Annotated in this window: 19 protein-coding genes; 10 read left to right on the forward strand and 9 right to left on the reverse strand. The window is 69.1% G+C overall.

Annotation, left to right across the window (positions count from 1 at the left end; all coding sequences use genetic code 11):
* Positions 1 to 15: 15 nt before the first annotated feature.
* Entirely contained in the window at positions 16 to 873 is an 858-nt protein-coding gene (locus AC1Q6E_RS17185; RefSeq protein ID WP_296561160.1) for a TrmB family transcriptional regulator, read from the reverse strand.
* Between the two features lie 58 nt (positions 874 to 931).
* Between AC1Q6E_RS17185 and AC1Q6E_RS17190 the strand changes: the two genes are divergently transcribed.
* Together AC1Q6E_RS17190 and AC1Q6E_RS17195 are read left to right on the forward strand one after the other, a co-directional pair.
* Positions 932 to 1,900, forward strand: a complete 969-nt coding sequence (locus AC1Q6E_RS17190) for a Bug family tripartite tricarboxylate transporter substrate binding protein (RefSeq protein WP_152798373.1) — start codon at positions 932 to 934, stop codon at positions 1,898 to 1,900.
* A 1-nt stretch (position 1,901) separates the two neighbouring features.
* Positions 1,902 to 3,032: a CaiB/BaiF CoA transferase family protein gene (locus AC1Q6E_RS17195; RefSeq protein ID WP_296561162.1), complete on the forward strand. Its 1,131-nt coding sequence runs from the start codon at positions 1,902 to 1,904 to the stop codon at positions 3,030 to 3,032.
* 67 nt (positions 3,033 to 3,099) lie between these two features.
* Here the strand turns inward: AC1Q6E_RS17195 and AC1Q6E_RS17200 are convergent, their stop codons facing one another.
* Complete coding sequence (locus AC1Q6E_RS17200; protein WP_152798375.1) at positions 3,100 to 3,993, reverse strand: MBL fold metallo-hydrolase; 894 nt, start codon at positions 3,991 to 3,993, stop codon at positions 3,100 to 3,102.
* Between the two features lie 101 nt (positions 3,994 to 4,094).
* On the opposite strand from AC1Q6E_RS17200, the gene AC1Q6E_RS17205 reads away from it, so the two are divergent.
* The 5 genes from AC1Q6E_RS17205 to AC1Q6E_RS17225 all read left to right on the forward strand — a co-directional run bounded on the left by AC1Q6E_RS17205 (position 4,095) and on the right by AC1Q6E_RS17225 (position 9,283).
* Positions 4,095 to 5,063, forward strand: coding sequence for a LysR substrate-binding domain-containing protein (locus AC1Q6E_RS17205; RefSeq protein ID WP_492573166.1), 969 nt, complete (start codon positions 4,095 to 4,097; stop codon positions 5,061 to 5,063).
* Between the two features lie 137 nt (positions 5,064 to 5,200).
* Positions 5,201 to 6,010 (forward strand): DODA-type extradiol aromatic ring-opening family dioxygenase, encoded by an 810-nt coding sequence (locus tag AC1Q6E_RS17210; RefSeq protein ID WP_492573167.1) that lies wholly within the window; start codon positions 5,201 to 5,203, stop codon positions 6,008 to 6,010.
* Positions 6,011 to 6,085: 75 nt separating this feature from the next.
* Positions 6,086 to 6,493 (forward strand): DoxX family protein, encoded by a 408-nt coding sequence (locus tag AC1Q6E_RS17215; protein ID WP_152798378.1) that lies wholly within the window; start codon positions 6,086 to 6,088, stop codon positions 6,491 to 6,493.
* Positions 6,494 to 6,497: 4 nt separating this feature from the next.
* Positions 6,498 to 7,382 (forward strand): LysR family transcriptional regulator, encoded by an 885-nt coding sequence (locus AC1Q6E_RS17220; protein ID WP_152798379.1) that lies wholly within the window; start codon positions 6,498 to 6,500, stop codon positions 7,380 to 7,382.
* Positions 7,383 to 7,447: 65 nt separating this feature from the next.
* Complete coding sequence (locus tag AC1Q6E_RS17225; RefSeq protein ID WP_492573168.1) at positions 7,448 to 9,283, forward strand: ABCB family ABC transporter ATP-binding protein/permease; 1,836 nt, start codon at positions 7,448 to 7,450, stop codon at positions 9,281 to 9,283.
* Between the two features lie 13 nt (positions 9,284 to 9,296).
* Here AC1Q6E_RS17225 and AC1Q6E_RS17230 read toward each other — a convergent pair whose 3' ends face one another.
* On the reverse strand, positions 9,297 to 9,956 hold the full coding sequence (locus AC1Q6E_RS17230) for a bifunctional 4-hydroxy-2-oxoglutarate aldolase/2-dehydro-3-deoxy-phosphogluconate aldolase (RefSeq protein ID WP_152798381.1): 660 nt from the start codon (positions 9,954 to 9,956) through the stop codon (positions 9,297 to 9,299).
* A 79-nt stretch (positions 9,957 to 10,035) separates the two neighbouring features.
* On the reverse strand, positions 10,036 to 11,241 hold the full coding sequence (locus AC1Q6E_RS17235; protein WP_152798382.1) for an MFS transporter: 1,206 nt from the start codon (positions 11,239 to 11,241) through the stop codon (positions 10,036 to 10,038).
* 105 nt (positions 11,242 to 11,346) lie between these two features.
* On the opposite strand from AC1Q6E_RS17235, the gene AC1Q6E_RS17240 reads away from it, so the two are divergent.
* On the forward strand, positions 11,347 to 12,252 hold the full coding sequence (locus tag AC1Q6E_RS17240; protein WP_152798383.1) for a LysR family transcriptional regulator: 906 nt from the start codon (positions 11,347 to 11,349) through the stop codon (positions 12,250 to 12,252).
* Positions 12,236 to 12,532 carry an acylphosphatase gene (locus AC1Q6E_RS17245; protein ID WP_152798384.1) on the forward strand — a complete coding sequence of 99 codons (297 nt, stop codon included), beginning with the start codon at positions 12,236 to 12,238 and terminating at the stop codon, positions 12,530 to 12,532. The genes AC1Q6E_RS17240 and AC1Q6E_RS17245 overlap by 17 nt, the downstream gene beginning before the upstream one ends.
* Here AC1Q6E_RS17245 and AC1Q6E_RS17250 read toward each other — a convergent pair whose 3' ends face one another.
* The 5 genes from AC1Q6E_RS17250 to AC1Q6E_RS17270 all read right to left on the reverse strand — a co-directional run bounded on the left by AC1Q6E_RS17250 (position 12,533) and on the right by AC1Q6E_RS17270 (position 18,718).
* Complete coding sequence (locus AC1Q6E_RS17250; protein WP_296561168.1) at positions 12,533 to 14,005, reverse strand: aldehyde dehydrogenase family protein; 1,473 nt, start codon at positions 14,003 to 14,005, stop codon at positions 12,533 to 12,535.
* Positions 14,006 to 14,032: 27 nt separating this feature from the next.
* Positions 14,033 to 15,823 carry a thiamine pyrophosphate-binding protein gene (locus tag AC1Q6E_RS17255; RefSeq protein WP_492573169.1) on the reverse strand — a complete coding sequence of 597 codons (1,791 nt, stop codon included), beginning with the start codon at positions 15,821 to 15,823 and terminating at the stop codon, positions 14,033 to 14,035.
* A 39-nt stretch (positions 15,824 to 15,862) separates the two neighbouring features.
* Positions 15,863 to 16,837: a Bug family tripartite tricarboxylate transporter substrate binding protein gene (locus AC1Q6E_RS17260; RefSeq protein ID WP_296561172.1), complete on the reverse strand. Its 975-nt coding sequence runs from the start codon at positions 16,835 to 16,837 to the stop codon at positions 15,863 to 15,865.
* Positions 16,838 to 17,146: 309 nt separating this feature from the next.
* A complete protein-coding gene (locus tag AC1Q6E_RS17265; RefSeq protein ID WP_152798388.1) occupies positions 17,147 to 17,941 on the reverse strand; it encodes an enoyl-CoA hydratase-related protein in 795 nt (264 codons plus the stop codon).
* Between the two features lie 72 nt (positions 17,942 to 18,013).
* Positions 18,014 to 18,718: a hypothetical protein gene (locus AC1Q6E_RS17270; protein WP_152798389.1), complete on the reverse strand. Its 705-nt coding sequence runs from the start codon at positions 18,716 to 18,718 to the stop codon at positions 18,014 to 18,016.
* A 192-nt stretch (positions 18,719 to 18,910) separates the two neighbouring features.
* Between AC1Q6E_RS17270 and AC1Q6E_RS17275 the strand changes: the two genes are divergently transcribed.
* On the forward strand, positions 18,911 to 19,738 hold the full coding sequence (locus tag AC1Q6E_RS17275; RefSeq protein ID WP_492573170.1) for a DUF3014 domain-containing protein: 828 nt from the start codon (positions 18,911 to 18,913) through the stop codon (positions 19,736 to 19,738).
* Positions 19,739 to 19,800 lie beyond the last annotated feature (62 nt).

Below are 19,800 nucleotides of genomic sequence, written 5' to 3' on the forward strand. Positions count from 1 at the left end.
GGCGCCGGCCCGCGGCTAGCCGGCATCCCCCAGCAGCGGCCGTTCCATTCCAGGCGGACGATGGAGCGACCGCAACCGCTTGAGTTCGCCCGCGATCGCGGCGCCATCCGGCCCCGCCGCCAGCTCCGCGAGAAAGATTTCATGCAGCAGGTAGGAATGCAGTTGATACGTCAGCGCATGGTCCTGCAGGGACGTGACCGTGGGCGCGTCGGTGAACACCGCGGTGGTCACGGAACGTCCGTCCCGGGCCAGGGTCAGCAACGCGTCAGTGGCGCTGGTCAGGCGCGCACCATTGCCTTCGTGGGGATACACGCGGCATGATGCGAACCGCCGCCGCAACGCCCGCCAGGGGCCGAAGGCGATCACGGTTATCTCCACGCCCCGCAGCACGGCAGCCTCGATGTCTTCGGCCAGGGACCGGATGGTCGTGCCTTCTCCCTTGATCCATGCATAGCGGGTCGCCGCTCCCAACTCCTGGCGCAGGAACTCCAGGCACGCCTCCGCCCCCGAGGCCGTCCGGATCGATCCGTGATTGCGCGACTGCATGCGGCGCGTCATCTGCCCGGCAAACCAGTCGCACTCGCCCGCCAGGCCGGTCGTCAGTCTCCCCACCATCGACTTCGGATCGGCCGGCGCATAAGTGACGGGCCGGTCATGCACCACCGTGACCGCCTCCAGCTCGCACAGGCGTTCGAGCGCCCGATAGGTGTTGGCGCGCTGCAGGCCGGCTCGCTTGGCGACCTGGTAGGCCGTGGCCGGATAACCCTGGGCCAGCTCCAGCCACACGGCCGCCTCGTAGCCGGAGAACCCCAGGCGCTTGAGCAATTGCAGGGAGCGGGGGTCGGCCCGCTCGGTGGAGGATAGTAGTTTCATTCGCTACCAGGAGATCGATAGGATGGGCGGCAAATAACGATACCGGGAGGTAGGCATTATGGGCATCAAACGACGCGGCATGCTGCTGGGCATGCTGGCCGCTACCGGCGGCGCCTGGGCGGCCAGCGGTGGAAAGCGGTGGCCGTCCATGCCGGTCACGCTGACGGTACCCTTCTCCCCGGGCGGGGGCACCGACATGCTGGCGCGGACGATCGCCGAAAAACTGTCGGCCCGGCTGGGCGTATCGGTCATCGTCGAAAACAAACCCGGAGCGGCGGGCAACATCGGTGCCGAGATGGTGGCTCGGGATACCACGGCGCACCGGCTGCTCTTCACCACGGCCTCGATCGCCGTCAATCCTTCCCTGTATAAGAACCTGCGCTATGACGTACGCAAGGACCTGGTCCCGGTCTCGCTGCTGACCTCCTCGCCCCTGGTACTGGCCGTGCCTGGCAAGAGCGACATCCATTCCGTCGATGACCTGCGCCGACAGGCCGCGCGACGAGACGGCGGGCTGAACTACGGCTCGCCTGGTACCGGGACGACCAGCCACCTCGGCTGCGCGGCGCTATCGCGTGAGGCTGGCCTGGCGTCCACCCATATTCCCTACAAGGGCGCGGGGCAGGTCACGACCGCGCTGATCGCCGGAGAGATCGACTTCACCATGCTCGCCGCCGTGGCCGCGGCAGGCCATGTCCGCACCGGGGCCATACGCGCCATCGGCATCGCGGGCAGGCGCTCTCCTCCCGGCATGGAGTCCGTGCCGTTGCTCGCCACGAGCTACCCCCAGGTGGAATTCGACAATTGGCAGGCGCTGTTCGCTCCACCGGGATTCGACGCGCAAGACGTCGCCGGCCTGCAGCGCGGACTGGCGGCCATCCTCGCGCTGCCCGATGTCGCGGAGAAAATACGCGGCGACGGCGCCGCGCCACTGGGCCTGGCGCCCCAGGCCACCGCCCGGCTGGTGGACGAGGAGGTCGCCCGATACGCAAAGATCGTCAAGGACTTCCAGATCCAGGTTGGCTGACATGGCATCGACCGGTATTCCGCTTCCCCTGGCCGGCATGAAAGTGCTGGATGCCACCCGGGTCCTGGCAGGCCCATATTGCACCTATCTGCTGGGGCTGCTCGGCGCCGAGGTCGTCCGCGTGGAACGGCCGGGCGGCGACACCATCCGGTGGCGGCGGCGCGCCAATTCCGCGCTCGGCGCGGCGGGCCTCTCGACCGACTACATCGCCCAGGCCTGCAACAAGGACGTGGTCTACCTCGACCTGGCACACGCCGCCGGCCAGGCCATGTTCCTTGATCGGCTGGCCGGGTCGGACGTGCTGGTGGAGAACTTCCGCACGGGAGCGCTGGCGCGCCTGGGGCTGGACGAGGCCCGGATACGCGCGGCGCGTCCAGGACTCGTCTGGTGTTCGATCACCGGCTACGGCGGGGCGGGCGCGCGCGCGGCCTATCCCGCCTACGACAGTGTCATTCAGGCGGCCAGCGGAATGATGAATCTGACCGGTGACGCGCGCTCCGGCCCGATGAAGGCGGGCGCCCCCGTGATCGACTACGCCAGCGGCCTGAACGCGGCGTTGGGCGTGATGGCCGCGTGGATAGGACAACGGCGGCATTCCCGGTTCGAGGGCACGCGCGTCGAAGTATCGATGCTGGATTCGGCGCTGGCGCTGATGCACAGCACGGTGGCCGGCCACCTGAACGGGACGGAATCCCTGGAGGGACGCGGCAACGCCGCTTCCAGCGGCAACCCGCTGTCCCGCTGCTACGATGCGGCGGACGGGCGGGTATGCATCGCCGTCAACGAGCCGCACCAGCGGCGGGCGCTGCTGGCTGCCCTCGGCCTGGCGGCGCTATCCGGGCTGGACGACCATGCCTTGTCCGGCCACGTGCAGGCGGCGATTCGCCAACGCTCCGTGCCGGACCTGGACGCCTCGCTCAACACGGCCGGCGCGCCATGCGCGCCGGTCCAGGGACTGGACCGCGCGGTCGCGGCGGCGTGCGCCGCCGACCCCGGCTTCGTCCGTTCGCCCCCCGGCGCGCCCGCGATGCGTATCGTCGGATTGCCATTTCGCCTGGACGGTAGCCGCGGCGCGCTCACGCAGGCTCCCGGGGCGCCGGCACCTCGGGAAAGCCCTCCGGCATCCGCTTGAACCACTCAGGCCGCGCCAGGTGCGCGGCCTGGCCGCAATCCCGCAAGACACACAGGCTGGCGCGGGGCTACAGGTCGATGCGCATCAAGTCGTGGGCCAGGCGCAACGGGCCGTCGTAGTTCTTGCGTATGTCGGCCGCGATCTCGTCCATCAGGTGCGGTCCCATCAACTCCACCGGCATGTGCTTGGCGCCGGCGCGCCGGAGCACCGGGCTGGTCGAATCGAAGTGGCCGAAGTGCGTGGCCACCAGGCTCTTCACATTGGCGCGGCGGGCGATCTTGCCCAGGTCCGTGGGACTGGTATGGGAATAGGTCCCCACGCCGGTCTTGGCGCGGTGGGCGATGAAGGACTCGGGGAAGGTGCACTCGTGGATCAGCAGGTCGGCGTCCTGGGCCAGCCGCACCATGGCGTCACAGGGGGCGGTGTCGCCGCTGAACGCGATGACCTTGCCCTCGGCCTCGACCCGCACCCCGAAGCATTCGCAGATGTCGCGCGGGATGTGCTCGACCCAGTCCACCGAGATCTTCACCTTGTCGTCCTCGAACACCACGCCGGGCTGGACCTCGCGCACCTCGGGCCGCGCCGCCTCGATGTTCTCCTGGCGCACGGGATAGGCGCTGCGGGCGCGGAAATCGGCCTGGAACGCGCCATGCTCGAACAGATGATCGACGAAATGCCGGGTGCCCTTGGGGCCCAGCACCAGCGGCGCGCCGGTCTTGTTCAGCATCCAGCTGGAGATGACGAAATAGGGGTAGTCGCAGATGTGGTCGTGGTGCAGGTGGGTCAGGAAGACGAAACCCACCTTGGCCGGGTCCACGTTGGCGCGCACCATCTGCCGCGTGGCGCCTTCACCGCAGTCGAACAGGTAGTGCCGGTCCTCGTCCAGCGTGAGCAGGATGGCGGACTGGCCACGGTCGGGGTCGGGCAGCGCGGCGCCCGTGCCCAGCATGGTGATCTTCATCGGGGATCTCTCGGGGGGGGGGAAAACGAACCCAGTGTAGGCACGCAGTGACTACCAATACATAAATTCTTAGAATCAAGTGAAAACCAATAGGAATCACCTTGGATAACAGCTACCACGTCCCCTCCATCCGCCAGATACGTTCGAGATTGCGGCTGCGCCATCTCGATCTGCTCGAAACGCTGCATGCCACCGGCAGCGTGCACAAGGCGGCGGCGCGCCTGGGCATGACCCAGCCCGCCGCCAGCAAGCTGCTGGTGGAGCTGGAAGAGGCCTTTGGCGTGCCGCTGTTCGTGCGCTCGCGCCGCGGCATCACGCCCACGCCCTACGGCGAGGCCCTGGTGCAGAGGACCGGCGCACTGTTGGCGGACCTGGACGGCGCCCGCAACGAGATCGAGGCGCTGACCCGGGGCGCCACCGGCCGCGTGCGCGCCGGTGTACTGCAGGTCGTGCTGCCGGTGCTGGTGCCGCGCGCGCTGGCGCGCATGCACGAGGCCCACGCGGGCATCACCGTCATGATCCAGGAGGGCACCAACGACCTGCTGCTGTCGGCCCTGGCGCGGGGAGAACTCGACTGCATCATCGGACGCCTGATGCCGGGCGCCGTGCAGCCCATGTTCCGCACCGAGGTCCTGTACGAAGAACCCATCGACGTCGTGGCGCGGGCAGGCCATCCGCTCGCGCGCTCGAACCGCCTGACGCCCGCCGCGCTGGCGCGGCAATCGTGGATCCTGCCCCCGCCCGACGCGCCGCTGCGCCAGCGCATCGACGCCTACTTCGCCGAACAAGGCCTGGCGCTGGGCGTCCCGCTGGCGGAATCGGTATCGCTGCTGGCCAACGAAGTCCTGCTGCGCAACACCGACGTGCTGGCCACCATGCCGCGTGGCGTCGCCCGGCACTACGCCCGGCTGGGAGTACTCACCATCCTGAACTTCCGGCCATCCTGGGCCTTGCCTTCCGTAGGCGTCGTGCTACGCTCGGACGTGGCGCCGTCACCCGCGCTGGCGTTCTTCCTGCGGATGGTCCGGGAAGAAGCCGCCGGACTGCGCCAGCAAGCGGAACAGGAGTAAAGGCTGAGGCCTGAAAACATATCGTCCCGCACTGTGGATCATCAACGTACAGGAAACGAACTCTTCCTTTTTATGCGGTTGATTGCCTGACAGTACGCGCCTATATTGCCGACAAAGGCCACGCCACAGGAGCTGCCATGTCCGCCTCGAGCGCCCACCGTCTGCCCACGTTCTTCATTCCCCATGGAGGAGGTCCCTGCTTCTTCATGGAATGGCCCGGCGATCCCCATATGTGGGACCGCATGGCCGGTTTCCTCAAGGGACTCGCCGCGTCGGCAGGCCCCCGTCCCGAAGCGGTGCTGGTGATTTCCGGCCACTGGGAAGAAGACGACTTCACCGTCAATGCCAGCCCCAACCCGCCGCTGCTGTTCGACTACTACGGCTTTCCCGAACACACCTATCAGTTGCAGTACCCGGCGCCCGGTTCGCCCGCGCTGGCCGGGCGCGTGCGCGAACTGCTGGGGCAGGCGGGCATCGCTTCCGGCTCGAACACCGATCGGGGGCTGGACCACGGCGTGTTCGTGCCGTTCAAGCTGATCTTTCCCGATGCCGACATTCCCGTCGTCCAGCTATCCATGAAAACGGGCCTGGATCCGGCGGCCCACCTGGCCGCGGGCCGCGCGCTCGCGCCGCTGCGCGACGAAGGCGTGCTGATCGTGGGCAGCGGCATGAGCTTCCACAACATGCGAGGCTTCGCGCCGGCGTTCAAGCCGGCCTCGCTGCGCTTCGACGACTGGCTGGCCGAGACCGTGGCGCTGCCGCGCGAGGCGCGCGAACAGGCGCTGGCGAACTGGACGTCGGCGCCCGACGCGCGCGTCTCGCAGCCCCGGCCCGACCACCTGTTGCCGTTGATGGTAGCGGCGGGTGCCGCCGGCGACGATCCCGGCAGCCGCATTTTCCAGGATGAAGTCATGAACGTAGTCGTCTCCGCCACCCGTTTTGGGTAGGGAAGCCACCCCCGGCGCCCTGGGTCGGACACAGCCTTTTTTCACCCGCGTGCCACTCTTGAAGGAAAACAGCAAATGCAGACCTCGACCAACGACACCCTGGCCATCTGGGCCCCGCGCGCGCAAGCCGTCATGCGCATCGTCATCGCCTATGTGTTCCTGCAGCACGGCACGGCCAAGTTCTTCGACATTCCCTCGCTGGGCATGCAAGGCATCCAGCTGTTCTCGCTGATGGGCCTGGCGGGCGTGCTGGAGATCGGTGGCGGACTGCTGATGATCCTGGGGTTGTTCACCCGGCCGGTGGCCTTCATCCTGTGCGGCTTCACGGCCGTGGCCTATTTCATGGCGCATGCGCCCAAGGCCTTCCTGAGCCCGCTGCAGAACGGCGGCGAACCGGCCGTGCTGTACTGCTTCGTGTTCCTGTTCTTCGCCGTGGCGGGCGCGGGCGCCTTCAGCATCGACGCGTCGCGCGGCAAGGCCTGAGGACTTGGACACGCTGGTCAGCATGAAGGTGTTCCGCCTCGTGGTCGAGGCGGGCAGCTTCGCGCGGGCGGCCGGGCAGTTGGGCATCTCGCCGGCCATGGCCAGCAAGCACCTGGCCCACCTGGAACGCAGCCTGGGCGCCCGCCTGCTCAATCGCACCAGCCGGCACGTCAGCCCGACCGAGGCGGGGCAGGTCTATTTCGAGCAGTGCTGCGAGGCGCTGGACCTGCTGGACAACGCCGAGGCCACCCTGCAGGACAGCCATGCCGAGCCGCGCGGCCAGTTGAAGGTCACCGCGCCGGTCTGGTGCGCCAACGGCCGCTTCGCCGGCATGCTGGCGTGCTACCGCGAGCGCTACCCGCGCGTGGCCATCGACCTGCGCCTGAGCAACTACAAGGTGGACCTGGCCGAGGAGGGTTTCGATCTGGCCCTGCGCGCCACCGCGGCCCAGAACGCGCCGTCGCTGATCGTGCGGCCGCTGTGCGAGGTCCGCTTCGTGCTGACGGCCTCGCGCGATTACGTGGACCGGCACGGCCCCTTCGAGTCGCCGGCCCAACTGGCCGACCATCCGGCCGTCCTGCCCGCCTACGTCAAGCGGCCCGAGGAAATCCCGCTGCAGGGACCCGCGGGGCCCGCGACGCTGCGCCTGCCCACGGCCCTGAAGACGGATGATTCCTCCCTGGCGCGCCACAGCCTGCTGGCGGGCATCGGTCCCGGCTACCTGCCGGAATGGCTGATCGCCGACGACCTGGCCAGCGGCGCGCTGGTGCGCCTGCTGCCGCAGTACCGGCCGCCGGCCGTGACCCTGTACGCCGCCTACACCAGCCGCAAGTTCATGGCGCCCAAGGTGCGGACCTTCATCGACTTCTTCAGCGAGGCCTTCGGCTAGCCTCCGGACGCACCACGGCCATCCATAGGCGTATCGTTGCCATCATTGCATCCCGGAAACTTGCCTTGAACACACCTGCTCCTGCCCGCCGCCCCGGCGGCGGCCTGGCCACCCTCCGCACCCTGCTTCCCTATCTGTGGCCGGCCCATGCCCCCCGGCTGCGCCTGCGCATCGTGGCCGCCATGGCGCTGCTGATAGCCGCCAAGGTCGCCAACGTCTACGTCCCCATCTTCTACAAGTCGGCGGTGGACGCCCTAGGCGGCACGGCGGCCGCCGTGCTGGCCATCCCGGTGGGGATGATCCTGGCCTACGGCGGCGCCCGCGTCCTGTCGCTGGTGTTCTCCGAGCTGCGCGACGCGGTGTTCGCCCGCGTGGCGCAGAACGCCATCCGCGTCGTCGGCCTGCAGGTGTTCCGCCACCTGCACGGGCTGGCGCTGCGCTTCCACCTGGCCCGCCAGACCGGCGGGCTGACGCGTTCCATCGAACGCGGCACACGGGCGATCAGCACGCTGCTGTCCTACATGCTGTTCAACGTGCTGCCCACGCTGTTCGAGATCGGGCTGGTCACCGCCATCCTGTGGCACATGTTCGACGCCTGGTTCGCGCTGGCGACCCTGGCCACGGTGGTGCTGTACATCGCCTACACGCTGCTCGTCACGGAATGGCGCACGAAGTTCCGGCGCCAGATGAACGAGACCGACTCCGAGGCCAACACCAAGGCCATCGACAGCCTGCTCAACTACGAAACCGTGAAGTACTTCGGCAACGAGGAGCACGAGGCGCGGCGCTACGACCACGCACTGGAGCGCTACGAGCGCGCGGCGGTCAAGAGCCAGGTCAGCCTGTCGCTGCTGAACATCGGCCAGGCCGCCATCATCTCGGTCGGCCTGACCGTGGTGATGTGGATGGCGGCGCGCGGCATCGTCGCCGGACACCTGAGCATCGGCGATTTCGTGTTGGTCAACGCCTACCTGCTACAGCTCTACCAGCCGCTGAATTTCTTCGGCTTCGTCTACCGCGAGATCAAGCAGTCGCTGATCGACATGGATCGCATGTTCGACCTGCTGTCGGAAGACCGCGAGATCGCCGACGAACCCGGCGCGCCCGACCTGCACGTGGACGGCGCCACCGTCGAATTCCGCCACGTGGTGTTCGGCTACGATCCGAGGCGCCTGATCCTGAAGGACGTCAGCTTCACCGTGCCCGCGGGCAGGACCGTGGCCGTGGTCGGCTCCTCGGGCGCGGGCAAATCCACCCTCAGCCGCCTGCTGTTCCGCTTCTACGACGTCAGCGGCGGGGCGATCCTGATCGATGGCCAGGACATCCGCAAGATCAGCCAGTCCAGCCTGCGCGCGGCCATCGGCATCGTGCCGCAGGACACCGTGCTGTTCAACGACACCATCTACTACAACATCGCCTATGGACGCCCGGGCGCGACCCAGGCCGAGATCGAGGAAGCGGCGCGCCTGGCCCACATCCACGACTTCATCCTCGCCATGCCCGACGGCTACCAGACCGTGGTGGGCGAACGCGGACTGAAACTTTCGGGCGGCGAGAAACAGCGCGTGGCCATTGCCCGGACCATTCTGAAGCGGCCGGCGGTGCTGGTATTCGACGAGGCCACCAGCGCGCTGGACACGCACACCGAACGCGAGATCCAGGGCAACCTGCGCGAGGTCAGCCGCGGGCGCACCACGCTGACCATCGCCCATCGCCTGTCCACCGTCATCGACGCCGACGAGATCATCGTGCTGGACGGTGGCAGGGTGGTGGAACGAGGCCGCCACCACCAGTTGCTGACCCTGGACGGCGCCTATGCCGCCATGTGGCGGCGGCAACAGGAGAGTACGGCCGGGGGCGACGAGCTCGAGCCCTATCAGGCCGCCGGGCAAATCTCGTAACGCGCGCGCCCGGTCAGGCGGCGCCGGCGTCCTGCAGCGTGGCCCGCAGCGCCGCCACCAGGGCCTCGGTGTCGCGCGCGGCGAGCCGCGCCTTGTCGAACAGGTTGCTGCCCATGCCGACGATGTCGGCGCCCGCGCGGAAATAGGCCGCCATGTTGTCGCGCGTCACGCCCCCGGTCGGGCAGAAGGACGTGTCTGGAAAGACCGCCTTCACCGCGGCCAGGTGGCCCGGACCGCCGGTATCGGCGGGAAATATCTTCACCACGTCGGCGCCGGCCGCCTTGGCCGCGATGATCTCGGTGGGCGTGAACGCGCCCAGCATGCTCAGGGCGCCCGCCGCGCCCGCCAGTTCCACCAGCGCCGGCACGACTCCCGGCGCGACCAGGAAATCGGCGCCCGCCTCCAGGGCCGACCGGGCCTGCCCGGCATCCAGCACGGTGCCCACGCCGATCAGCACATCCGTCTGGCCGGCCCGTTCGGCCTGCGCGCGCAGCGACCGCAGGACATCCAGCACGCCGGGAATGGTCCACGTCAGTTCGATGCCCCGGCAGCCGGCGCGCAGTGCCACCTGCGCGGCGTAGAGGGCGGTTTCGGCATCCTGGTAGCGCAATACGGGGATCAGGCGCGCGGCCCGCAGCACGGCCCAGCGATGCTGGGGGATGGAATCGGCCATGTTCGTCGTCCGGGAAGAGTCCGACCACAGGCTAGCATGGCGCGCGGCGCACGCCTGTAAGAGGCGGCAACGCCCGCCGTCAGTGCGTGGACGGCGCGGCGGCGGCGGGGCCGCGCGGCCGCATGGTCCACGCCGCCACGGACGCCAGCGCGGCCACCGCTCCGCCGATCGACACGCCGTGCCAGCCGGCATGCGCATAGAGCCAGGCCGATGCCAGCGAACCCAGCGAACCGCCGATGAAATAGCTCGTCATGTAGGCCGCGGTCAGGCGGCCCCGCGCCTCGGGGCGGATGCGGTAAATGGCGTTCTGGTTGCTGATGTGCGCCGCCTGGGCGCCCAGGTCCATCAGGATCACGCCAAGCAGCAGCAGCGCCACGGAATACTGGCCGAACGCGATCGGCAGCCACGACACCAGCAGCACCGCCAAGCCGAAGCGCGTGGCCGTCTCGCCCTTGCCGCGGTCGGCCAGCCGGCCCACCCGCGCGGCGGCCAGCGCGCCGGCCGCGCCCGCCAGGCCGAACAGGCCGATGGTGAAGGTGGAATAGCCGAACGGCGGCGCCGACAGCAGAAATGCCAGCGAAGTCCAGAACATCGCGAAGCTGGCGAAGGTCAGGGCGCCCAGCACGGCGCGGGTACGCAGCACCGGCTCCTGGGCGAACAGCGCGGCGATCGACGCGATCAGCCGGGGATACGCCATGCCGGCGGCCTGCGCCGGATGGTGCGGCAGCGACCGGCGCAGGATGAAAGCCAGCGCCGCCATCAGTATGGCGGCGATCCCGTAGACCAGGCGCCAGTTGCCCAGCGCCGCGACCAGGCCCGCGAAGGTGCGCGCCAGCAGGATGCCCAGCAGCAGGCCGCTCATCAGCGTGCCGACGACCTTGCCGCGCTCGTTCGGCGCGGCCAGCGTGGCGCCGAAGGGCACGAGCACCTGGGCGACCACCGAGAACAGCCCGGCCACCGTCGTGCCGGCCAGCAACACCGGCAGGTTGCCCGCCAGCGCGCTGGCGCACAGCCCGCCGGCGGCCAGCAGCGTCATCACGAAGATCAGGTTGCGCCGGTCGAGCAGGTCGCCCAGCGGGACCAGCAGGAACAGGCCCACGGCATAGCTGACCTGGGCCGCCGTCACGATGGAGCCGGCCTCGGGCACCGACAGGCCGAGGTCGTCGGCAATGACGTGCAGCAGGGGCTGGGCGTAGTAGTTGGCCGCCACGGTCAGGCCGGTGGCGATGGACATCAGCCAGACCAGGCCGGGACTCAGGGAAGGGGGTGCAGCGTGTGTCGTCATGACAGCATTATTCCGTACGATGCATTGATGAATCCAATGCATAATTCTCATCTCTTCCATCTTATTTCAAGATAGATTGCCGCCTGCCGGCGGCAAGCACCGGCCATGAACCTGCGACAGATCGAATACGCGATAGCCGTGGCCGAGGAAGCCAGCTTCACCCGCGCCGCGCGGCGCTGCCATACGGTGCAGTCCGCGCTCAGTCACCAGGTCGCCAAGCTGGAAGAAGAGCTCGGTGCGAGCCTGTTCGAGCGGACCTCGCGCAGCGTGCGCCTGACGCCCGCGGGCGAAGCCTTCCTTGCCGCCGCGCGCCGGGCGGTGGCAGCAACCGGCCGCATCGCCGCGGAAGTGGCGGCCGCGCAGGGCCGGGTCCAGGGCGTCCTGTCGGTGGGGACCATCTCCACGCTGACCAGCGTCGATCTCGTCGACGTCCTGGCCCGCTTCCATGCGCTCCACCCGCAGGTGGACATCCGCCTGAACGTCGGCATGAGCGAAACGCTGATCGCCAATATCCGCGAGCGTCGCGCCGACGTCGGCTTCGTCGGCCTTTGGCCGGAAGCGCCGCTGCCCGCGCTGCCTCACCGCCTGCTGGCGGATGAGAAACTGGTGGCCCTGCTGCCGCCGGACCACGCCTGCGCCAGGCGCCGTTCGCTGTCGCTGGCCGAACTGGCACGTTTTCCGCTGGTAGACTTCCACGCAGGCAGCGGGGCGCGCAGGCAGACCGACGACGCCTTCGGCGCCGCGCGCATCGAACGGCACGTGCACTTCGAGGTCGACCATATCGACCTGCTGCGCCGGATCGTGGGCAAGGGGCTGGCCGTGGGGCTGGTGCCCAGTTCGCTCGCCGCCATGGCCGACGGCCTGCGCGCGGTGGCCATCACCGACGCCCCGCGCCGCAGGGTCTACGCCGTCTGGTCGGCCACCCCCAGCCCGGCCGCCGCCGCGTTCCTGGCCCTGCTCGAGCAATTCCTACCCAACCATTCCCGAACCGACCATGCAAGAACTCGATAGCTCCCCATCCCTGGAAACCGTCATCGTCCACGTGACCGGCAGGGTCCAGGGCGTGGGCTACCGCCTGGCCACGGTCCGACGCGCCCACATGGTGGGCGTGGGCGGCTGGGTCCGCAACAACGACGACGGCTCGGTCGAAGCGCTGGTGCAGGGCACCCCCGACCAGGTCGACCAGATGCTCGAATGGATGCGCCAGGGTCCGCCGCAGGCGCGCGTGGACGATCTCGCGAGCGAACGCCGGTTCATCGACCGCCGGTTCGCCCGCTTCGAGCAGCAGTGATCAGCCCAGCTTGACGTTCACGTTCTTGGTGTAGGTGAACTCCAGCAGTTCGGCGAAGCATTCCTCGCGGCCGATGCCCGATTGCTTGACGCCGCCGAACGGCGCGCCCAGGAAGTGCTGGCTGGTGTTGTTGATCCACACGTAGCCCGTCGTCATGCGCCGGGCGGCCCGGTGCGCCGTGTCCAGGTCGCGGGTCCAGATCGACCCGGTCAGCCCGAAATCCACGTCGTTCACCTGCTCGAACAGCGCATCCTCGTCGCGCCACTTGAACACCGACAGGATGGGGCCGAAGACTTCCTCGCGCGCCAGCCGCATGTGCGGCTGCACGTCGGCGAACACCGTCGGCTCGAAGAAGAACCCCTGCGCCAGCGCCGGATCGGCGGGCCGCTTGCCGCCGCTCACCAGCCGCGCCCCTTCGGCCAGGGCGGACGCGACGAAGCCCTCGACCTTCTGCAATTGCGCCTGGCTGACCAGCGCCCCCATGGTGGTGGCCGGATCGATGGGAATGCCCGGCTTGTGGCGCTCGGGCAGCAGGCGGGCCACGGCCTCGAGCACGCGGTCGTGGATGGACTCGTGCAGGAAGGCGCGGCTGGTGGAACCGCAGCTCTGGCCCGACCAGGTGAAGTTCATGCCGCCGATGATGCCCTGCACCAGCTTGTCCAGATCGGCATCCGGGTAGGCGATCAGCGCGTTCTTGCCGCCCAGCTCCAGCAGCACCGGCTTCAGGTCGCGCGCCGCCGTCTCCATGACCGCCTTACCGGTCGGCACGCCGCCGATCAGCGTGACCTTGCGCACCAGCGGATGCCGCGACATGGCGTCGCCGCACTCGCGGCCGCCGCACAGGAAGTTCACCACGCCGGGCGGAAAGATGTCCCCCACCAGCTCGGCCAGCCGGATGATGGACAGCGGCGCCTGGTCGGGCGCCTTGACCACCACCGTGTTGCCCGCGGCCAGCGGCGCGGCGATGCGCAGCGCCGCGAACATCAGCGGATGGTTGTAGGCGACGATGCGCGCGATCACGCCCATGGGTTCGCGCACGGTGTAGTTCAGGTTGCCGTCGCCCATGGGTATCGTCTCGCCCTTGACTTCGGCGGCCAGGCCGGCGAAGTACTCCAGCCCGTCGGCGGCGAAGCCGGCATCGTTCAGCAGGGCGGAGACGGGATTCCCGTTGTTCAGCGAATCGAGCTGCGCCAGCGGCAGCGCATGTTCGCGCAGGACGGCGGCGGCGCGGCGCAGGTAGTCGGCCCGGCGGGCCGGCGGCAGGCTGGCCCAGGCCGGAAAGGCGGCCTGCGCGGCGCGCACGGCGGCGTCCACGTCGTCCGCGCCGGCCACCGGGGCCTGGGTGATGGCTTCGTCGTAGGCGGGGTTGATGGTGTCGGCATACAGGCCGGCGGCCGGTTCATGCCAGGCGCCGCCGTAGTACAGGCTGCGCCGGGTGGGAAGGATGCCCGGGGGGATCTCATGAGCACGCATGGAAGACTCTCTTGGAAAATGCGGAAGCTAGTGGTTGGAACGGGTCAGGCCCGCGGTCATGGCGGGGTTGTAGCCGGGCTGGACGATGGCATCGACGACCACGATGCCGCCCTGCCTGACCGCCGCGACGGCCTCGGCCAGGACGCGCGCCAGTTCGTCCGCGCGGCGGACGGGACCGATGCCGGTCAGTCCCTGCGCCCGGGCGATCGCCGCCAGGTCCGGGGCGGGTTCGTCAATGCGCTGGCCGACCCAGCGGTTCTCGACCGGCCGCCCACGCTGGCGCGCCACGCGCTCCTGGTGGATCTCGTCGTTGAAGAACGAGTGGTTGTTGCAGACGATCATCAGCATGGGGATGCCGGCATGGGCGGCCGTCCACAGCGCGTTGACGCCCATCATGTAGTCGCCGTCGCCGATCAGCGCCACCGGCAGGCGGTCGCCGCCCTTGAGCGCCAGCGCCGATCCGATCGCCATGCCGGGACCCGAGCCCACGCCGCCGCCGCCGTCGTAGCCGACGAAATCCAGCGGATGCCGGAAGTCCCAGAACTCGCCGCTCCAACTGAGCGGCAGCCGCGTCAGGCACGTCGGCGCATCGCCCAGCACCTTGCGCAGCACGGCGGCCACCGTGGGCACGGTCATGGGCGCGGCCGGGTCCCCGGGTATCGCCGGACCCGGCACCGGCGCCTTCGGCGGCGCCGGCCCGCGGCGCGGCGCCACGTGTTCGTTCAGCAGCGCGACCGCGGGCTCGGGCTCGGACAGCAGGAAGAGATCGACCGGCGGCAGGCCCTGGTGGTCCATGCTCCAGCCGTTGTGGCTGTAGTGGTCCACCGACACCTGGATGACGCGGCTGCCCACCGGATCGGCGCCCCAGGCCTGCTTGAGCGTGCCGGCCAGGTCCAGCCAGTCCAGGCTCAGCACCACGTCGGCCTCGCGCAGCACCTTCTGCGCCTCGGGATGCAGGAACATGCCGCTGGGCGCGGCATGCAGCGGATGATCGGTGGGGAAGGCGGCGCCCACCTTCAGGTCGGTCAGCACCTGCGCCCGCAGGGTCTCGGCCAGGCGCACGCGCGCCGCCCATCCTTCCTCGGACCGCGACACCCGCCCGGCCAGGATGACGGGACGCTTCGCCTGCGACAGCCAGGCCGCCGCCTGCCGTACCTGCTCGTCCGCGGGACGGGCCGGCGGCGGCGGCAGGTAGCGGGCGGGATCGGGCAGCGGGATGTCCTCGTCGCAGCGCGCCTCCTGCACCGCCGCATCCAGGCAGACATAGACCGGGCCATGCGGCGCCGTGGTCGCGATCTGGCGGGCGCGCAGCAGGGCTTCCAGCGCGGCGGGCACCGACGCGGGCTGGGCATCCCACTTGACGAAGTGCCGCACCAGCGCGCCCTGGTCCTGCGCGGTGTGGATCCAGTCTATCCATGGCCGCCGCTTGGCCGCGTCCACCGGCCCCGTCGCGCCCAGGACGATCACCGGCGCGCGGTCCACCCAGGCATCGTAGATGGCCATGGATCCGTGCATCAGGCCGACGTTCGCATGCAGCGCCGCGCCCAGCGGCTTGCCGGTGACCTTGGCATAGCCGTGCGCGATGGCGACCGCGTGCTCTTCGTGCAGCACGACGATCATCTGCGGCTGGCGGTTGCCCAGGTGGTTGACCAAGCTGTCGTGCAGGCCGCGATAGCTCGACCCCGGATTCAGGATCAGATATGGAATGTCCAGTTCGCGCAGCAGGTCGGCGATCCTGTCGCTTCCCCATGCCACGCCGTCGTGTTCCCACGGCTGCGGTTCATCGCGTCGCACCAGCGATTCGGTCGAGGACTTCATGGTGTTTCCTGTGTATGAAGAATGAGGCGAAAAGAGGATTCAATCGACGCGGATGTTGGCGCGCTTGATGACCTCGGCCCAGCGCTTGCGGTCGTCGCGCATCATCCGGTCCAGCTCGGCCGGCGTGCTGGTGGCGGCCTGTATGCCCTGCTCGGCCAGCTTGGCCTGCACCGCCGGCATCTTCAGCGCGCGGTTCAGCTCGGTGTTCAGCTTCTGCACGATCTCGGGCGGCGTGCCGGCGGGCGCGATCAACCCGATCCAGATGTCGCTCGCGAAGTCCGGCACCTTCTCGGCGATGGCGGGCACCTCGGGCAGCGCCTGGAGCCGCTGCGCGCCCGTCACGCCCAGCGCCTTGAGCCGGCCGTTCTGGATATAGGGCAGCGCCGAATTGATGGGGCAGAACATGACGTCCACCGTACCCGCCAGCACGTCCACCAGGGCCGGGTTCGAGCCTTTGTAGGGAACGTGGGTCATCTGGGTGGAAGTCAACGACTGGAAAATCTCGGCCGACATATGCTGCGGGCTGCCCGAACCGGCCGACGCATAGGTCAGCCTGCCCGGCTGGGCCTTGGCCATGGCCACCAGTTCGTCGATGGAGCCGGCCTTCGACGAACTGGGCACGACCAGCGTCATCGGCAGCGTGGCCATCAAGCCGATTCCCATCAGGTCCTTCTGCACGTCGAAGGGCAGTTTGGGATACAGCGCGGGATTGACCGCCACGGTCTGGTTGGGCGCGATCCCCAGCGTATAGCCGTCGGGCCTGGCCTTGGCCACCTGGTCGGTGCCGATATTGCCGGCGGCGCCAGGCTTGTTCTCCACCACGAAAGGCTGGCCCAGCGTCTTGGACATTTCCTCGCCCAGCACGCGCGCCAGCACGTCGTTCGACCCGCCCGGCGGCAAGGGCACGATGATGCGTATGGGCTTGTTGGGATAGTCCTGGGCGGACGCGGCCGGAATGGCGCAACAACCGATGAGCGCCGCGGCGAACGCCGCGCGGCAGGGGTGCTTCATCATGTCTCCTCGCTATGGGCCCGCATCGCTCGACGCGGCAGGCGTCACGCGGCGGGCCGGTTCGTTGGCGGGGCCATGATAGGGACTCGCATCAGGGCGTTCAATCTTGAATATTGAATCAATTCACTCAACCTTGAATGCCGATTCAATGCTTGAACACGAAGCGATGGGTGCGTGCCGGCGCGGACGGCGGCGGCGGTCGTCACGGGCTGAGACGGAACGGGAGGGAAATGAAAGAAGGCGGCCGGCGAGCCGGCCTGGAGGAAGGAACGAAGCCGCCGCGGCCGGAAACGGCCGCGGCGGCTTCGGGACTCAACGTCCCTTGAACACCGGGGCGCGCTTCTCGATGAAGGCGCGCATGCCTTCCTTCTGGTCCTGGCTGTCGAACAGCCGCTCGAAAGCGCGTCGCTCGATGGCCAGCCCGGCTTCCAGGCTGGCGTCCGCGCCCAGCCGCACGGCGTCGCGGATGGCGCGCACCGCCAGCGGCGGCATGGCGCAGATCTGGCCCGCGACGGCCACGGCACGCTCGAGCGCGGTCCCGTCGGGCACCAGTTCGCTGACCATGTTGGAATGATAGGCCGTCCTGGCCGGGATGCGATCGCCCGTCAGCGACCACAGCAGCGTCTTGTACTTGCCCGCCGAGCGCAGCAGCCGCTGCGTGCCGCCGCCGCCCGGAATGATGCCCACCTTGATCTCGGGCTGGCCGAAGCTCGCGCCCTCGGCCGCGATGATGATGTCGCAGGCCAGCGCCAGCTCGCATCCGCCGCCCAGCGCGAAGCCCTCGACCGCGGCGATGACCGGCTTGCCCAGCCCGCGCAGCACGTGGAACACCTGGTCGCCGCCCTGCAGGGCGTGGTCCGTGGGCTGCATGGTGGACATCTCGACGATGTCCGAACCCGCGACGAAATAGCCGCCGGCGCCGGTCAGCACGATGCAGCCGATGGCCGGATCCTGTTCGAACTCACGCAGGCAGCGCACCAGCGTGGCCTTGACCTCGGCATTGAGGGCGTTCTTGCGCTCGGGGCGGTCGATGATGATGACACCGACGCTGTCGTGACGCTCTTGGCGCACCGGCGCCTTGTTCTGTTGGACTTGACTGTCAGACATGGGAAATCCAGTGGAGTGGGGGACCATCGCGGACCAGGAGCTTCGAGAATACACAAAAATGGCGGCGCGCCCTCAGCCTCCCCGCAGGCGCGCCGTCTCTTCGGGCGACCGGCCCGCATCGAGCACGTGCATGAGCCGGTAGACGCGATGCTCCGGCACGCCCCACGAACCGCCCATGCCCCCCAGCGCGGCGCCGATGGCATCGTGCTGCCGGTCCAGCCAATGCTCTTCCTGGGCCTCGATCAGCACCACCAGGGCGCTTGCGCTGTCGCTCGGCGCCGCCGCCTGCAAGCCCGGTACCGGCGGCGCCCGGTCGTCGATCAGGCCGACATGCACGCCGACGATGCCGTCCAGCCTGCCCAGGCTATCGGCCAGGGCCCGGACCGCCGGGCCCGCCGGCGCCTCGCCGTGGGCACCTCGCAGGAGGGTCGCCTGCATCGCGGCGCCCATCCCGTCTCCCTGGCTGGCCAGCGTACGGCAGGGCGCCCGCAGGAAGCGGCCGAACGACACGCGCATGCGCTGCGTCCAGGCCGTGGGGTGCATGATCAGATGCAGGTAGGCCGCGGAATACATGGCATCGATGGACGCCAGTTCGTACAGCGTGAAATAGGGCAGGCCGGCGTCCTGGCGATTCACATAGCGGCGGGCCCGGACGATGCCAGGCATGGTCAGGCGTTCCGGCACATGCTCCACCGAATGCCAGACGTTGTATTCGTCGTCGCGGGCGGGATCGAAGCCGTTGAACAGCGCCAGAAAAGCGGTGCCAGCCAATGCCATGGACATCTCGAAAGGAAGGGTCGGGGACGACTATGCGTGTTTCGCACAGGCCGCGCAACCTGCGCCGCCACCCGGCCGCCGTGCCTTTCCCGCACGCGACGATGCCGATGCGGCAACAGCCCCGGGGCCGGCCTGTGAACGGTCCCGCTCGGCTGGTACAGTGTCCGTGGATCCAACCGACATAGGCGCGCCATGAACCGACTGTCTTCCCTCGTCGTCGTGCTGGCCCTGGCGGCCATCGGCACCGGCCTTTACCTGTGGCTGCGGCCGCAGCCCGAGCCGCCGGCGTCCGTCGCGGAATCTCCGCCGGCGGTCACCGAGCCCGCCGAGCCGCCCGCGCCTCCTCCGCCCGAACCGGAGATCCAGCATCCCATCGAACCGGCCGCCACGGCCGGGGCGGCCGAGCCGCCGGCGCCGCCCGACATCACCGTGGCCTTGACCGGCCTCCTGGGCAGGGATGCGGTGCTGTCCTTCTTCAACCTGGACCACTTCATCCAGCGCGCGGTGGCCACGGTGGACAACCTTGCCCGCCCGCATGCGCCACCGAGGGTCTGGCCGGTCAATCCCGCGCAGGGCCGCTTCACGGTCGATGGCGCCGCGCCCGACGAACGGATCGCCGCCGCCAACTACAACCGCTACCGGCCCTTCGTGGCGGCCGTCACGGCCGTCGGCACCGACAAGGCGGCGGCGCTCTACAAGCAGCTCTATCCCCAGTTCCAGAAAGCCTACGAGGACCTCGGCTATCCGCGGGGCTACTTCAACGACCGGCTGGTGGCGGTGATCGACACGCTGCTCGCGACGCCGGAGCCGGCCGACCCACCGGCCGTGAACCTGCCCGAGGTGAAGGGCCCCAGGGAGCTCCAGCGTCCGTGGGTGCGCTACGAGTTCTCCGACCCCGCGCTGGAATCACTGACATCGGGCCAGAAAATCCTGCTGCGCATGGGCCCGGACAACTGGCGCGCGCTCAAGGCCAAGCTGGCGGACTTCCGGCGCCAGGTCACGCATTCGATGGCACGCTGACAAACGCTTTTCCACCGGAACGCGAAGGGCCGGGGCGGCCCGGAACCACCTGGGAGGGTGTC

The organism is Pigmentiphaga sp. MLSB6-MA01 (genome assembly GCF_058793475.1).

Coding starts and splice junctions, on each gene's coding strand:
- AC1Q6E_RS17185 (WP_296561160.1), bottom strand. CDS start 873: ATGAAACTACTATCCTCCACCGAGCGGGCCGACCCCCGCTCCCTGCAA.
- AC1Q6E_RS17190 (WP_152798373.1), top strand. CDS start 932: ATGGGCATCAAACGACGCGGCATGCTGCTGGGCATGCTGGCCGCTACC.
- AC1Q6E_RS17195 (WP_296561162.1), top strand. CDS start 1,902: ATGGCATCGACCGGTATTCCGCTTCCCCTGGCCGGCATGAAAGTGCTG.
- AC1Q6E_RS17200 (WP_152798375.1), bottom strand. CDS start 3,993: ATGAAGATCACCATGCTGGGCACGGGCGCCGCGCTGCCCGACCCCGAC.
- AC1Q6E_RS17210 (WP_492573167.1), top strand. CDS start 5,201: ATGTCCGCCTCGAGCGCCCACCGTCTGCCCACGTTCTTCATTCCCCAT.
- AC1Q6E_RS17215 (WP_152798378.1), top strand. CDS start 6,086: ATGCAGACCTCGACCAACGACACCCTGGCCATCTGGGCCCCGCGCGCG.
- AC1Q6E_RS17230 (WP_152798381.1), bottom strand. CDS start 9,956: ATGGCCGATTCCATCCCCCAGCATCGCTGGGCCGTGCTGCGGGCCGCG.
- AC1Q6E_RS17235 (WP_152798382.1), bottom strand. CDS start 11,241: ATGACGACACACGCTGCACCCCCTTCCCTGAGTCCCGGCCTGGTCTGG.
- AC1Q6E_RS17240 (WP_152798383.1), top strand. CDS start 11,347: ATGAACCTGCGACAGATCGAATACGCGATAGCCGTGGCCGAGGAAGCC.
- AC1Q6E_RS17245 (WP_152798384.1), top strand. CDS start 12,236: ATGCAAGAACTCGATAGCTCCCCATCCCTGGAAACCGTCATCGTCCAC.
- AC1Q6E_RS17250 (WP_296561168.1), bottom strand. CDS start 14,005: ATGCGTGCTCATGAGATCCCCCCGGGCATCCTTCCCACCCGGCGCAGC.
- AC1Q6E_RS17255 (WP_492573169.1), bottom strand. CDS start 15,823: ATGAAGTCCTCGACCGAATCGCTGGTGCGACGCGATGAACCGCAGCCG.
- AC1Q6E_RS17260 (WP_296561172.1), bottom strand. CDS start 16,837: ATGATGAAGCACCCCTGCCGCGCGGCGTTCGCCGCGGCGCTCATCGGT.
- AC1Q6E_RS17265 (WP_152798388.1), bottom strand. CDS start 17,941: ATGTCTGACAGTCAAGTCCAACAGAACAAGGCGCCGGTGCGCCAAGAG.
- AC1Q6E_RS17270 (WP_152798389.1), bottom strand. CDS start 18,718: ATGGCATTGGCTGGCACCGCTTTTCTGGCGCTGTTCAACGGCTTCGAT.
- AC1Q6E_RS17275 (WP_492573170.1), top strand. CDS start 18,911: ATGAACCGACTGTCTTCCCTCGTCGTCGTGCTGGCCCTGGCGGCCATC.